This window comes from Klebsiella sp. GN_Kp190, from assembly GCF_040061795.1.
GTDB classification, from domain to species: Bacteria; Pseudomonadota; Gammaproteobacteria; order Enterobacterales; family Enterobacteriaceae; genus Klebsiella; species Klebsiella michiganensis.
This window is the reverse complement of record NZ_JBEAFN010000012.1, coordinates 193,745-207,979: the sequence shown is the minus strand read 5'-3', so window position 1 is coordinate 207,979 and position 14,235 is coordinate 193,745. Positions and strand designations below refer to the sequence as shown.

Genomic DNA, 14,235 nt, shown 5'->3' with positions numbered 1-14,235 from the left:
CCGCTCTTAGTGCATCATCATGTTGTAGTTCAGGTTCCACATAATCCAGATGGAGCCGACAACTACGATAGCAATGATGATTACGGTGAAGATAAATGCGGTCAGGTTCCAACCTTCGTCCGATTTACTGTTCATGTGTAGGAAGTACACGAGGTGTACCACAATCTGCACAACCGCAGTGACCAGGATGGTTCCCAGAATAGCCGCATGCGATGCAGATCCACTCATCACCATTGCAAACGGGATAACCGTCAGAATGATCGACAGGATGAAACCTGTCATGTAGCTCTTCACGCTGCCGTGAGAAGCGCCGCTATGATCGGTAGAATGACTCATTACATCGCCCCCATCAGATAAACAACAGAGAACACGCAGATCCACACGACGTCCAGGAAGTGCCAGAACAGGCTCAGGCACATGATACGGGTGCGGTTCGTGCTGGTCAGGCCGCGACGAGAAACCTGAACCATCAGCACCGCCATCCAGATCAGACCAGAGGTCACGTGCAGACCGTGGGTGCCGACCAGCGCGAAGAACGCTGACAGGAAGCCGCTGCGATCCGGGCCCATACCTTCAACAATCAGGTGATGGAATTCATAGAGTTCCATCGCGATGAACCCAGCCCCGAAGAGGAAGGTCAGCGCCAGCCAGGAAACCACCTGGCTCTTGTTGTTTTTGTACATGGCGATAGCCGCCATGCCGTAGGTGATGGAGCTGAACAGCAGCAGCGCGGTTTCAACCAGAACGAACGGCAGTTCAAAAATATCTTTACCGGTCGGACCGCCCGCCGTGCCGTTCACCAGAACGGCATAGGTAGCGAACAGAGTGGCGAAGATAATGCAGTCGCTCATCAGGTAGATCCAGAAACCGAATACCTTCATCGGTCCTGTATCATGGTGCCCGTGTTCGTGCGCGTGGGCGTTATGCGCAAGAGTATCAGTTGCCATTTTTCAGCCCTGCTTTGTTAATCTCATCGAAATGCTGATTTTCCAGTTTTTCGACTACTGCAACCGGCACGTAGTAATCCACGTCCTCGTCAAAGCTCTTAATAATCCAGGTCACCAGGATACCGACGAAGCTTGCAATCGCCATCCACCAGATATGCCAGATCATTGCGAAACCAAACACCGTTGCGAAAGCAGCAATCACGATGCCCGCGCCGCTGTTTTTCGGCATATGAATCTCTTCATAGCCAGCCGGTTTCTTATACGCGTCGCCTTTTTCTTTCATTTCCCAGAACGCGTCACGCTCGTGAACGACAGGAACGATAGCAAAGTTGTAGAACGGCGGAGGAGAAGAGGTTGCCCACTCCAGCGTACGGCCGCCCCACGGGTCGCCGGTCAGGTCACGGTTCTGCTCGCGATCGCGGATAGACACGTAGAACTGAATCAGCTGGCAGAGAATACCGCAAGCGATCAGCGCCGCACCGCAGGCTGCAACAACCAGCATCGGGTGGAACTGCGGGTCAATCTGCTGGCTCAGGCGACGGGTCATGCCCATGAAGCCCAGTACGTACAGCGGCATAAACGCGACGAAGAAGCCGATGATCCAGAACCAGAAAGCGCGTTTGCCCCAGGTTTCGTTCAGGGTGAAGCCAAAGGCTTTCGGCCACCAGTAGGTCAGACCTGCGAAGCAACCGAACACCACGCCGCCGATGATGACGTTATGGAAGTGCGCGATCAGGAACAGGCTGTTGTGCAGCACGAAGTCTGCGCCCGGTACCGCCAGCAGTACGCCGGTCATACCCCCTACGGAGAAGGTCACGATAAAGCCAATCGTCCACAGCATTGCTGAGTTGAAGACGATACGGCCCTGGTACATGGTAAACAGCCAGTTGAAGATCTTAACCCCGGTCGGGATAGCGATGATCATGGTCGTAATACCGAAGAAGGCGTTTACGTTCGCGCCCGCACCCATAGTAAAGAAGTGGTGCAGCCAAACGATGAACGACAGAACGGTAATACACACTGTTGCCCATACCAGCGAGGTGTAGCCAAACAGACGCTTACGTGAGAAGGTTGCGGCGATTTCGGAGAAGACACCGAATACCGGCAGAACCAGAATGTACACTTCCGGGTGACCCCAGGCCCAAATCAGGTTGATGTACATCATCATGTTGCCACCCATATCGTTGGTAAAGAAATGGGTGCCCAGGTAGCGGTCCAGGGTCAGCAGCGCGACGGTGACGGTCAGAATTGGGAAGGAGGCGATAATCAGGATGTTGGCGCACAGAGATGCCCAGCTAAACACTGGCATCTTGAACATGGTCATGCCAGGGGCACGCATCTTGATAATCGTTACGAAGAAGTTAATACCGGTGAGCGTTGTACCAATACCGGATAGCTGGAGAGCCCAGATCCAGTAATCGACCCCGACGCCCGGACTGTACTCAATTCCCGAGAGCGGCGGATAGGCCAGCCAACCGGTCTGCGCGAATTCACCGACGCCCAGAGAGAGGTTAACCAGAATCACGCCCACAACGGTGAACCAGAAGCTCAGGTTGTTAAGGAATGGGAAGGCAACGTCGCGCGCGCCGATCTGCAGCGGAACCACCAGGTTCATCAGACCGATAACAAACGGCATCGCTACGAAGAAGATCATGATAACGCCGTGGGCGGTAAAGATCTGATCGTAGTGGTGAGGCGGCAGGAAGCCTGCTTCCCCGGCCGAGGCCAGCACCTGCTGGCTACGCATCATAACGGCGTCAGCGAAGCCACGCAGCAACATGACGATTGCTACGATAACGTACATGATACCGAGACGTTTGTGGTCAACCGAAGTCAGCCACTCATTCCAAAGGTAGGACCACTTACCGAAGTAAGTGATGGCCGCCAGAAGCGCCAGTCCCCCAATGATAATTGCAGCCACCGTAACCACAATAATGGGTTCATGGTAGGGCACTGCATCCAGTGTAAGTTTTCCGAACATCGTTTTCTTCCTCGGCCCCTTAGTGAGCGGTTTCCGCGTGGCTCATGTCCATGCCTTCCATTCCTTCGTGCGCTGCGTGCTCGCCCTCAGGTTGGGTCATATCCATGCTCTTACCGTGAGACATAAATTTGTTAACAACATCTTTAAACAAATCTGGTTTCACGTTAGAGAAGTATTCCACTTTGTTGTATTCGCTAGGCGCAGCCAGTTTGTCGAACGTTTCCATGGAGTCCATGGCGTTCGCAGACTGTTTGGCTTTCGCTACCCACTGATCGAAGGTTGCACGATCCGGCGTGGCGATAGCTTTGAACTTCATTCCTGAGAAGCCCGGGCCGCTATAGCTGGCGGAGATACCGTCGTAAGTACCAGCTTCGTTCGCGATGAGGTGCAGCTGAGTCTGCATCCCGGCCATTGCGTAAATCTGGCTACCTAAACGTGGGATAAAGAACGAGTTCATCACGGAGTTGGAGGTCACTTTGAAGTGTACCGGTACGTTCGCCGGGAAGGCGATTTCGTTGACGGTAGCAATACCTTGTTCCGGATAGATGAAGAACCATTTCCAGTCCATCGAAACGACTTCGATAGTGATAGGTTTTTCATCGTGAGCAAGCGGTTTGCTCGGCTCTAATGCGTGAGTGGTTTTCCAGGTCAGAACGGCCAGGAACAGGATGATCAGGATAGGAACCGTCCAGACCACAGCTTCCACTTTGTTGGAGTGTGACCAGTTCGGGCTATACTTCGCATCTTTATTGCTCGCACGATACTTCCAGGCAAATCCTACTGCCATCAAGACGGCTGGAATAACGACGATCATCATCAGGCCGAAGGCCGTCAGAATCAGAGAGCGTTGCTCCAGTCCAATCTGTCCTTTTGGGTCGAGGAGTGCAGAATCACAACCACTGAGTAATACAGTGCCTGCGATTAATGACATCCATCCCAAACTTTTATTGTATTTCCTAAGTCTCATTGAACGACCTCAATTCCACGGAATCTGGTGGCGCTTAAAGTGTACGGGCATTTTACGGGAAGGTTGCATTACTGTAAACATAGTTGGAGCTGTGTCTGCTCTATGTTAGCGGCTTCTGCTTGCCCTGTCACATATGTTACGGAGTGTGACATTATCGCTTGCAAACCTTGATTTAGGCGGGATTGATAACGAAAGGGATAAGAACGAAAGGCTTTATAAGAGAATGAGCATAACTACCCGCAAAACAACACAAATAATTAACAATTAATTATCAAATAAAAGACATCGTAAAAGCGGAAAATAAAACCTGCAGAGCTGAATCGGTTAAATTATTTAAAGATTCGCATGAAAATTGTCAATAATTTCCAGAAATCTAAAACGCACAAAACAACAAATCGGCTACGATGAATATAAAATCGTTAATAAGACGTTATAATTACGTTTAGTAATTACAACGTCCACGTACGTTTCTGCGCTGATTTAAATCAGCTCGGTTTTACGTAATGCCAGATAGTCAAGGAAGGCGCCGAGTAAAATACCCGCGACGGCGGTGAGTACGGCGATCTCAAGCAGGCCGGCAAGGAAGGAGAAGTTGGTGTAATCCAGCGCGTTGAGCGCCAGCAGCAGCAGCCAAATCGCCAGCATCAGGCAGCCAGCAGCCAGAATAATTAATGCCAGCCCGTAGGTCTGCGGAAAGCGCGTGCGCGGCATAAAGCTTTCTGAGCGCTGAGTGTGTTCCAGCGTACGCCGGCAAATTAACAGCAGCAAAATCCCCGGCACCGCGGCGACGACGGAAAAGAGATAGAAGGTAGGCCAGCCGTGGGCTTCAACAAACCAGCCGGCGATAGGCCCAACGTACACGCGCCCAACGGCAGAGAGCGCTGAGAGCAGGGCAAACTGGGTGGCTGAAAACGATTTATTGCACAGCGTCATCAGCAGCGCGACGAACGCCGCGGTGCCCATCCCGCCGCACAGATTTTCGAAAAACACCGCCGTCGCCATGGAGAAAAGGTGTTTATCGGTAATTGAGAGCAGCCAATATCCGGCGTTGGATACCCCCTGCAGCAGGCCGAAAATCAGCAGCGCGCGGAACAACGTCAGGCGCTGCATGAGCACGCCGCCGTAAAGCGCGCCGATAATCGTGGCGAACAGGCCGAGCGTTTTATTCACCATTCCCACTTCACCCGCATCGAAACCGACGCCGCGAATCAGGAACGTGGTGGTCAGGCTCATGGCAAACGCGTCGCCAAGCTTATAAAGGACGATCAGCAGCAGAATAAGCCAGGCATTATTGCGGCCGAAGAAGTCGCGCAGCGGTGCGGCGACGGCCTGCTCCAGCGTCTTCGGCACCGGAATAACGTCGCTGGGTTCCGGCGCCAGCAGCGTGGCGATAATGCAGGGGATCAGCAGCGCGGCCATCAGCCAGTACATCCCCTGCCAACCCAGCCAGCGATCGGCCAGCCAGAGCGCCAGCCCGCCGGAGACCAGCATCCCCAGACGATAGCCCAGCACGCTGATTGCCGCTCCGGTGCCTCGCTCTTCCGCGGCCAGCACGTCAGTTTTCCACGCGTCAAATACGATATCCTGAGAGGCGGAACAAAAGGCGATGACCACCGCCAGCGCCGCCATCCAGCGCAGCTGCGTGGACGGTTCAAGGAAACCCATCGCCGCAATGGCGATAAGGAGCAGTAACTGGGTCGCCAGCAGCCAGCCGCGACGACGGCCGAGAAACGGCGGCGTATAGCGGTCCATCACCGGCGACCAGAGGAACTTAAAGACGTAGGCCTGGCCGACGAGCGAGAAAAAACCGATAGTTTTCAGATCGATGTTTTCAACGGTCATCCACGCCTGCAGCGTGCCGGAGGTGAGGGCGAGCGGTAATCCCGAGGCAAAACCGAGGATCAGCAGGATAGCTGATTTTGGCTGCGTGAAAATGCGTAAGTAATGATTAGACATGGCATGTCGTGCAGACCCGGCGCGAAGCCGGGTCTGCGACTTAAATTAACGCGCGTTTTGCTTGATGAAATCGTGAATGCTGGTGTCCTGCGCCATATCGCTAATGGTATCGGTCATGACGCTATTAACCGCATCGGCGATATTTTTATTCGAGGCCTGGAAGGCGCCTTCAACAGAGTAGCTGGCACGATAGTTTTTCGTCATCTTATTGCCGTTGGCGGCAGTGGCAACGATCGCAATATCGGCTTTGGTCGCAATGTTGTAACGCACGTTGCCCTGAGAAACGTCGGCGTACAGTTTATTCACAATGATTTGCAGATCCACGGCGCCGTTCGGGCCAATCATATAGCCACGCGAGGTCATCTGTTTCTCGAGCACTTCCTGCAACAGGAAGCGCAGGTCGCGGGAGGCGGTGAGCGTAACCTGTTGGTTATCGCGGGTGACTTTCGCCAGCGCCTGATCCGGACGCTGATCGGCGCCGTTAATGCTGACGGTCACGCCCATCAGGCTGGGATCCTGCTGTGGCAGGGTGATTTTCGGTGAAACATCAATGGTGGTCGGCGGAGTGGCGCATCCGGCCAGCATAAACAGCGCGACCAAAGGAAAAAGAATTTTCTTAAACATGTTCAGGGTCTCAACGCATGGTGGAGTGGTAATGAGGAAAATTCCCGCCATCATAACATCGCCAACGGCAAGGGGAAGTGGCAACGCATGTAAATTCATCGCCTTGTGCGTTTTCTGTCCTGACTGCATCTCTTATCGCAACGCAGGCAGGGCTTTCAGGACACCGAACCACTAAAGCCGATACTTTTGCATGAAAATATCAGAGGAATGCTAATTTTTTGTTGTTTTCGCCCAATGGAAGCGGTAAAAGCGGCTAACATTTAAAGGGAATGGCGGCAATACAGCGTTGTCGGAGGAGAAAATTCATGATGATACGTGAACAGATCGAAGCAAAACTTAGGGCAGCGTTCGACCCGGTGTATCTTGAAGTCGTGGATGAAAGCTATCGCCACAACGTTCCTGCGGGCTCTGAAAGTCATTTTAAAGTGGTGTTGGTGAGCGATCGCTTCCTTGGCGAGCGTTTTCTTAATCGTCACCGTATGATTTACGGAACGTTGACTGAGGAACTATCAAGCACCGTGCACGCTCTGGCGTTGCATACCTATACAATCAAAGAGTGGGAAGGGCTACAGGATACCGTCTTTGCTTCTCCTCCTTGTCGCGGGGCTGGAAGTATCGCGTAGAAATCGCATTTGCAACCGCTGGAGCTTTTCCAGTATGTTGCGTGAAGATTTATGAGAAAACGGCCTGCGGGCCGTTTTGTTTTGCCTGAAAAATGTGCAATTCACGCATATTTACAGGCAAATTTGCTCGGGAAATGTGAAAAAAGCCGCAGCAGTGGGCGACAACCGTTCTCGACTCACAAAAGTGATGCCGCTATAATGCCGCGTCTTTTATTATGAATGTCTTCGGGATGATTCTGACGACAGGGAATGTGTTTCTGATTTGAAGAGGGCATCCCGGTTCTGCGAAGCAACCTGTTCGCGCTTCCAGAGTTGACCGAGCACTGTGATTTTTTTGAGGTAACAAGATGCAAGTTTCAGTTGAAACCACTCAGGGCCTTGGGCGCCGTGTAACGATTACTATCGCCGCTGACAGCATCGAGAATGCTGTCAAAAGCGAGCTGGTCAACGTAGCGAAAAAAGTTCGCATTGACGGCTTCCGTAAAGGCAAAGTGCCGATGAATGTTGTTGCTCAGCGTTATGGCGCATCTGTTCGCCAGGACGTGCTGGGTGACCTGATGAGCCGTAACTTCGTTGACGCGATCATCAAAGAAAAAATTAATCCGGCCGGCGCGCCGAACTACGTTCCGGGCGAATACAAGCTGGGTGAAGACTTCACCTACGCGGTAGAGTTCGAAGTTTATCCGGAAGTTGAACTGCAGGGTCTGGAAGCGATCGAAGTTGAAAAACCGGTTGTTGAAGTGACCGATGCTGACGTTGACACCATGCTGGATACTCTGCGCAAGCAGCAGGCGAACTGGAAAGACAAAGACGGCGCTGTTGATGCAGAAGATCGCGTTACCGTTGATTTCACCGGTTCCGTTGACGGCGAAGAGTTCGAAGGCGGCAAAGCCTCTGACTTCGTACTGGCGATGGGCCAGGGTCGTATGATCCCGGGCTTTGAAGACGGTATCAAAGGTCACAAGGCTGGCGAAGAGTTCACCATCGACGTGACCTTCCCGGAAGAGTACCACGCTGAAAACCTGAAAGGTAAAGCGGCCAAGTTCGTTATCAACCTGAAGAAAGTTGAAGAACGTGAACTGCCAGAGCTGACTGAAGAGTTCATCAAACGTTTCGGCGTTGAAGATGGTTCCGTAGCCGGGCTGCGCGCTGAAGTGCGTAAAAACATGGAGCGCGAGCTGAAAGGCGCCGTGCGTAACCGCGTTAAATCTCAGGCTATCGAAGGTCTGGTTAAAGCTAACGATATCGACGTTCCGGCTGCGCTGATCGACAGCGAAATCGACGTTCTGCGTCGTCAGGCTGCTCAGCGTTTCGGCGGTAACGAGAAACAGGCTCTGGAGCTGCCGCGCGAGCTGTTCGAAGAGCAGGCTAAACGCCGCGTTGTTGTTGGCCTGCTGCTGGGCGAAGTGATTCGTACCAACGAGCTGAAAGCTGACGAAGATCGCGTTAAAGGCCTGATCGAAGAGATGGCTTCCGCTTACGAAGATCCGAAAGAAGTGGTTGAGTTCTACAGCAAAAACAAAGAGCTGATGGACAACATGCGCAACGTCGCGCTAGAAGAGCAGGCCGTTGAAGCCGTGCTGGCGAAAGCTAAAGTGTCTGAAAAAGCCACTTCCTTCAGCGAACTGATGAACCAGCAGGCGTAATTTCGCCCCAAGGTTTAAGGTTTGAGCAAAAACCCGTTGCCGAAAGGCTGCGGGTTTTTTTATTGCAATGATAGCCTTAGGATGAGTGCGAAAAGGCGATTTCAGTGATAGCGTTACGACAAAAGATTGTTATGCTTGAATTATGGCAACGTCATCCCCATAACCGGGAGACGTAACTGCATTGGCATAATCATGCGCCGTAATGAAGCGTGCATCTATGCACTTCTGCCCTATGGCAGAAATTCTGGCTGATAATCCGTCCGTAAGGTTACAATCAGTGCAGCGGTTTTTTTCAAATTAATCCAGGAGACGGAAATGTCATACAGTGGCGAACGAGACAACTTTGCACCCCATATGGCCCTGGTGCCGATGGTCATTGAACAGACCTCACGCGGCGAACGTTCATTTGATATTTACTCCCGTCTGCTCAAGGAGCGCGTCATTTTTCTGACCGGCCAGGTAGAAGACCACATGGCTAACCTGATCGTGGCGCAGATGCTGTTTCTGGAAGCGGAAAACCCGGAAAAAGATATCTATCTGTACATTAACTCTCCGGGCGGGGTGATTACCGCCGGGATGTCTATCTATGACACCATGCAGTTCATCAAGCCTGATGTGAGCACCATTTGTATGGGCCAGGCGGCCTCAATGGGCGCGTTCCTGCTGACCGCCGGGGCGAAAGGCAAGCGTTTCTGCCTGCCGAACTCCCGCGTGATGATTCACCAGCCGCTGGGCGGCTACCAGGGCCAGGCGACGGATATCGAAATCCACGCCCGCGAAATCCTGAAAGTGAAAGGTCGCATGAATGAACTGATGGCACATCATACGGGTCAATCCCTTGAGCAGATCGAGCGCGATACCGAGCGCGATCGCTTCCTGTCTGCCTCAGAAGCAGTGGAATACGGCCTCGTTGACTCTATTTTGACTCATCGTAATTGATGCCCCAGGCGCAAGGGTGCCGCTATACTTGTTTGAAAGAGGGCGGCACAACGCTTCACAGCGGTTTGCGCCTGAGAATGGCATTTGCGTCGTCGTGTGCGGCACAAAGAACTTAATAAGAGGTTTGGACTCATGACAGATAAACGCAAAGATGGTTCGGGCAAACTGTTGTACTGCTCTTTTTGCGGCAAAAGCCAGCATGAAGTGCGTAAGCTAATCGCCGGGCCATCCGTGTATATCTGCGACGAATGCGTTGATTTATGTAACGACATCATTCGCGAAGAAATTAAAGAAGTCGCGCCGCATCGCGAGCGCAGCGCGCTGCCGACGCCGCACGAAATTCGCCACCATCTGGACGATTACGTTATCGGCCAGGAGCCGGCGAAAAAAGTGCTGGCGGTGGCGGTATACAATCACTACAAACGTCTGCGCAATGGCGACACCAGCAACGGCGTTGAGCTGGGCAAAAGTAACATTCTGCTGATCGGGCCGACCGGTTCCGGTAAAACGCTGCTGGCGGAAACGCTCGCGCGCCTGCTGGATGTGCCTTTCACCATGGCGGATGCCACCACCCTGACCGAAGCCGGCTACGTGGGTGAAGACGTTGAGAACATCATCCAGAAGCTGCTGCAGAAGTGCGACTACGACGTACAGAAAGCCCAGCGCGGTATCGTCTACATTGATGAAATCGACAAAATTTCCCGTAAATCGGATAACCCGTCGATCACTCGCGATGTTTCCGGCGAAGGCGTGCAGCAGGCGCTGCTGAAGCTTATTGAAGGTACCGTTGCCGCGGTTCCGCCGCAGGGCGGGCGTAAGCATCCGCAGCAGGAGTTCCTGCAGGTTGATACCTCTAAGATCCTGTTCATCTGCGGCGGCGCCTTTGCCGGTCTGGATAAGGTCATTTCCCACCGTGTTGAAACCGGTTCAGGTATTGGTTTCGGCGCGACGGTCAAGGCGAAGTCTGACAAAGCCAGCGAAGGCGAGCTGCTGTCTCAGGTTGAGCCGGAAGATCTGATCAAGTTTGGCCTGATTCCTGAGTTCATCGGTCGTCTGCCGGTTGTGGCGACCCTGAGCGAGCTGAGCGAAGAAGCGCTGATTCAGATCCTCAAAGAGCCGAAAAACGCCCTGACCAAGCAGTATCAGGCGCTGTTCAGCCTGGAAGGCGCTGAGCTGGAATTCCGCGACGAAGCGCTGGACGCTATCGCTAAGAAAGCGATGGCGCGTAAAACCGGGGCTCGCGGTCTGCGTTCTATCGTTGAAGCCGCGCTGCTCGATACCATGTACGATCTTCCGTCAATGGAAGACGTGGAAAAAGTGGTCATCGACGCTTCGGTTATCGATGGCCAGAGCAAGCCGCTGCTGATTTACGGCAAACCGGAAGCGCAGCAGGCATCTGGTGAATAATTAGCCATTTTGCTCAAGCAGTTAACAAAAAGGGGGGATTTTATCTCCCCTTTTATTTTTCCTGCATTCCCGCCGTTGAATGTATGGAATACATCCCCATATACTGGTTTACATATTAACGGCGACGCGTCGTTGAGTTGCGTCGTCGGCTACCTGGCGGACTTTAAACTAAGAGAGAGCTCTATGAATCCTGAGCGTTCTGAACGCATTGAAATCCCCGTATTGCCGTTGCGCGATGTGGTGGTTTATCCGCACATGGTCATACCCCTGTTTGTAGGGCGGGAAAAATCTATCCGTTGCCTCGAAGCAGCCATGGATCATGATAAAAAAATCATGCTGGTTGCGCAGAAAGAAGCCTCGACGGATGAGCCGGGTGTAAACGATCTTTTCACCGTCGGGACCGTGGCGTCTATTTTGCAAATGCTGAAGCTACCGGACGGTACTGTCAAAGTGCTGGTCGAAGGTTTGCAGCGCGCGCGCATCTCTGCGCTGTCAGATAATGGCGAGCATTTTTCGGCGAAGGCTGAATATCTTGAATCGCCGGCCATTGACGAACGCGAGCAGGAAGTGCTGGTTCGTACGGCCATCAGCCAGTTTGAAGGCTACATCAAGCTGAACAAGAAAATCCCACCGGAAGTGCTGACGTCGCTGAATAGCATTGACGATCCGGCGCGCCTGGCGGATACCATCGCTGCGCATATGCCGCTGAAGCTGGCGGACAAACAGTCCGTGCTGGAGATGTCCGACGTTAACGAACGTCTGGAATATCTGATGGCGATGATGGAGTCGGAAATCGATCTGCTGCAGGTTGAGAAGCGCATTCGCAACCGCGTGAAAAAACAGATGGAGAAATCTCAGCGCGAGTACTATCTGAATGAGCAAATGAAAGCCATTCAAAAAGAGCTCGGCGAGATGGACGACGCCCCGGACGAGAACGAAGCGCTGAAGCGTAAGATCGACGCGGCGAAAATGCCGAAAGAGGCAAAAGAGAAAACCGAAGCGGAACTGCAGAAGCTGAAAATGATGTCCCCGATGTCGGCGGAAGCAACCGTCGTTCGCGGCTACATCGACTGGATGGTGCAGGTACCGTGGAACGCCCGCAGCAAGGTCAAAAAAGACCTGCGTCAGGCTCAGGAGATCCTCGACACCGACCACTACGGCCTCGAGCGCGTGAAGGATCGTATTCTTGAGTACCTCGCGGTGCAGAGCCGTGTTAACAAGCTCAAAGGGCCGATCCTGTGCCTGGTTGGGCCTCCGGGGGTCGGTAAAACCTCTCTCGGCCAGTCCATCGCCAAAGCCACCGGACGTAAGTACGTGCGTATGGCGCTGGGCGGCGTGCGCGATGAAGCGGAAATCCGCGGTCACCGTCGTACCTATATTGGCTCAATGCCGGGCAAACTGATCCAGAAAATGGCCAAAGTGGGCGTTAAAAACCCGCTGTTCTTACTGGATGAGATCGACAAGATGTCTTCGGACATGCGCGGCGATCCGGCCTCGGCGCTGCTGGAGGTGTTGGATCCGGAACAGAACGTGGCCTTTAACGATCACTATCTGGAAGTGGATTACGATCTCAGCGACGTGATGTTTGTCGCGACCTCCAACTCCATGAACATTCCGGCGCCGCTGCTGGATCGTATGGAAGTGATCCGTCTCTCCGGCTACACCGAAGATGAGAAGCTGAACATCGCCAAACGCCACCTGCTGTCAAAACAGATTGAGCGTAACGCGCTCAAAAAAGGCGAGCTGACGGTGGATGACAGCGCGATTATCGGCATTATCCGCTACTACACGCGTGAAGCGGGCGTGCGTGGTCTGGAGCGCGAAATCTCGAAACTGTGCCGTAAGGCGGTAAAACAGCTGCTGCTGGATAAATCGCTGAAGCACATCGAGATTAACGGCGACAACCTGCATGACTTCCTTGGCGTGCAGCGCTATGACTATGGCCGGGCGGATAGCGAAAACCGCGTGGGTCAGGTGACGGGTCTGGCATGGACGGAAGTGGGCGGCGATCTGCTGACCATTGAAACCGCCTGCGTTCCGGGCAAAGGTAAGCTGACCTATACCGGTTCACTGGGTGAGGTGATGCAGGAGTCCATCCAGGCTGCGCTGACCGTGGTGCGTTCGCGTGCGGATAAGCTGGGTATCAACTCAGACTTTTACGAAAAACGCGATATTCACGTGCACGTACCGGAAGGCGCTACGCCGAAAGATGGCCCAAGCGCAGGTATCGCGATGTGTACCGCGCTGGTTTCCTGTCTGACGGGCAATCCGGTGCGCGCCGATGTGGCGATGACCGGGGAAATTACCCTCCGTGGCCAGGTGTTGCCAATCGGTGGTCTGAAGGAAAAACTGCTGGCCGCGCACCGCGGCGGCATTAAGACTGTTCTGATTCCTGATGAAAACAAACGTGACCTTGAAGAAATTCCAGATAACGTTATCGCCGATTTAGATATCCATCCGGTGAAACGAATCGAGGAAGTTCTGGCACTTGCACTGCAGAACGAGCCGTTTGGTATGGAAGTCGTCACGGCAAAATAGTGATTTCGCGCAAATTGCGCTAAGAAAAATAGGGCTGGTAAGTAAATTCGTACTTGCCAGCCTTTTTTTGTGTAGCTAACTTAGATCGCTGGCAGGGGGGTCAATTACAACTCTGTTGTAAGGGCATGACAGTCCTGATATAACTGCTGCGCGGTCGCGCCACGAAGGATTCTGGTGCGATATAAATTATAAAGAGAGGAAGAGAACAGTGAATAAATCTCAACTGATTGACAAAATTGCTGCCGGTGCGGACATTTCTAAAGCCGCAGCTGGACGTGCGTTAGATGCTTTAATCGCTTCTGTTACTGAATCTCTGCAGGCTGGGGATGACGTTGCGCTGGTAGGGTTTGGTACTTTTGCTGTTAAAGAGCGCGCTGCCCGTACCGGTCGCAATCCGCAAACAGGCAAAGAAATCACCATTGCTGCTGCTAAAGTACCGGGTTTCCGTGCAGGTAAAGCGCTGAAAGACGCGGTAAACTGATCGACTTCCCCACTGGGGTCTGTGACGAAGTACAAGGGCGCATCGTAAGATGTGCCTTTTTTATTTGCCAGAATGAGACTTAATGTGACTTTATACGCACTTGTGGGCTGACAATCACCCCGTTTT

At 53.0% G+C, this 14,235-nt stretch carries 12 protein-coding genes; 6 read left to right on the top strand and 6 right to left on the bottom strand.

Going from position 1 to position 14,235, the window contains the following annotated elements; genetic code table 11:
• Positions 1-6: 6 nt before the first annotated feature.
• The 6 genes from ABLU67_RS10405 to ABLU67_RS10380 form a co-directional block, all read right to left on the bottom strand.
• On the bottom strand, positions 7-336 hold the full coding sequence (locus ABLU67_RS10405) for a cytochrome o ubiquinol oxidase subunit IV (protein WP_004099523.1): 330 nt from the start codon (positions 334-336) through the stop codon (positions 7-9).
• Complete coding sequence (locus ABLU67_RS10400) at positions 336-947, bottom strand: cytochrome o ubiquinol oxidase subunit III (protein WP_004099525.1); 612 nt, start codon at positions 945-947, stop codon at positions 336-338. Before ABLU67_RS10400 ends, ABLU67_RS10405 begins: the two co-directional genes overlap by 1 nt.
• Positions 937-2,928 carry a cytochrome o ubiquinol oxidase subunit I gene (cyoB, locus tag ABLU67_RS10395; protein WP_004848247.1) on the bottom strand — a complete coding sequence of 664 codons (1,992 nt, stop codon included), beginning with the start codon at positions 2,926-2,928 and terminating at the stop codon, positions 937-939. Before cyoB ends, ABLU67_RS10400 begins: the two co-directional genes overlap by 11 nt.
• A 19-nt stretch (positions 2,929-2,947) precedes the next feature.
• Entirely contained in the window at positions 2,948-3,895 is a 948-nt protein-coding gene (gene cyoA / locus ABLU67_RS10390; protein ID WP_004848249.1) for a cytochrome o ubiquinol oxidase subunit II, read from the bottom strand.
• Between the two features lie 480 nt (positions 3,896-4,375).
• The gene (ampG, locus tag ABLU67_RS10385) at positions 4,376-5,851 is read right to left on the bottom strand and encodes a muropeptide MFS transporter AmpG (protein ID WP_049081034.1); all 1,476 of its coding nucleotides are present in this window, start codon (positions 5,849-5,851) and stop codon (positions 4,376-4,378) included.
• 45 nt (positions 5,852-5,896) lie between these two features.
• Positions 5,897-6,475: a lipoprotein gene (locus ABLU67_RS10380; RefSeq protein WP_004848253.1), complete on the bottom strand. Its 579-nt coding sequence runs from the start codon at positions 6,473-6,475 to the stop codon at positions 5,897-5,899.
• A 305-nt stretch (positions 6,476-6,780) separates the two neighbouring features.
• On the opposite strand from ABLU67_RS10380, the gene bolA reads away from it, so the two are divergent.
• The 6 genes from bolA (at position 6,781) to hupB (ending at position 14,109) form a co-directional block, all read left to right on the top strand.
• Positions 6,781-7,098 carry a transcriptional regulator BolA gene (gene bolA, locus ABLU67_RS10375; protein WP_004133447.1) on the top strand — a complete coding sequence of 106 codons (318 nt, stop codon included), beginning with the start codon at positions 6,781-6,783 and terminating at the stop codon, positions 7,096-7,098.
• 347 nt (positions 7,099-7,445) lie between these two features.
• Positions 7,446-8,744, top strand: a complete 1,299-nt coding sequence (gene tig / locus ABLU67_RS10370; protein WP_004848255.1) for a trigger factor — start codon at positions 7,446-7,448, stop codon at positions 8,742-8,744.
• Positions 8,745-9,059: 315 nt separating this feature from the next.
• A complete protein-coding gene (gene clpP, locus ABLU67_RS10365; RefSeq protein ID WP_003021624.1) occupies positions 9,060-9,683 on the top strand; it encodes an ATP-dependent Clp endopeptidase proteolytic subunit ClpP in 624 nt (207 codons plus the stop codon).
• A gap of 132 nt (positions 9,684-9,815) precedes the next feature.
• Entirely contained in the window at positions 9,816-11,090 is a 1,275-nt protein-coding gene (gene clpX / locus ABLU67_RS10360) for an ATP-dependent protease ATP-binding subunit ClpX (protein WP_004099538.1), read from the top strand.
• Between the two features lie 183 nt (positions 11,091-11,273).
• Entirely contained in the window at positions 11,274-13,628 is a 2,355-nt protein-coding gene (lon, locus tag ABLU67_RS10355) for an endopeptidase La (protein ID WP_004099539.1), read from the top strand.
• A gap of 208 nt (positions 13,629-13,836) precedes the next feature.
• On the top strand, positions 13,837-14,109 hold the full coding sequence (gene hupB / locus ABLU67_RS10350) for a nucleoid-associated protein HU-beta (protein ID WP_002444653.1): 273 nt from the start codon (positions 13,837-13,839) through the stop codon (positions 14,107-14,109).
• Positions 14,110-14,235: the final 126 nt, after the last annotated feature.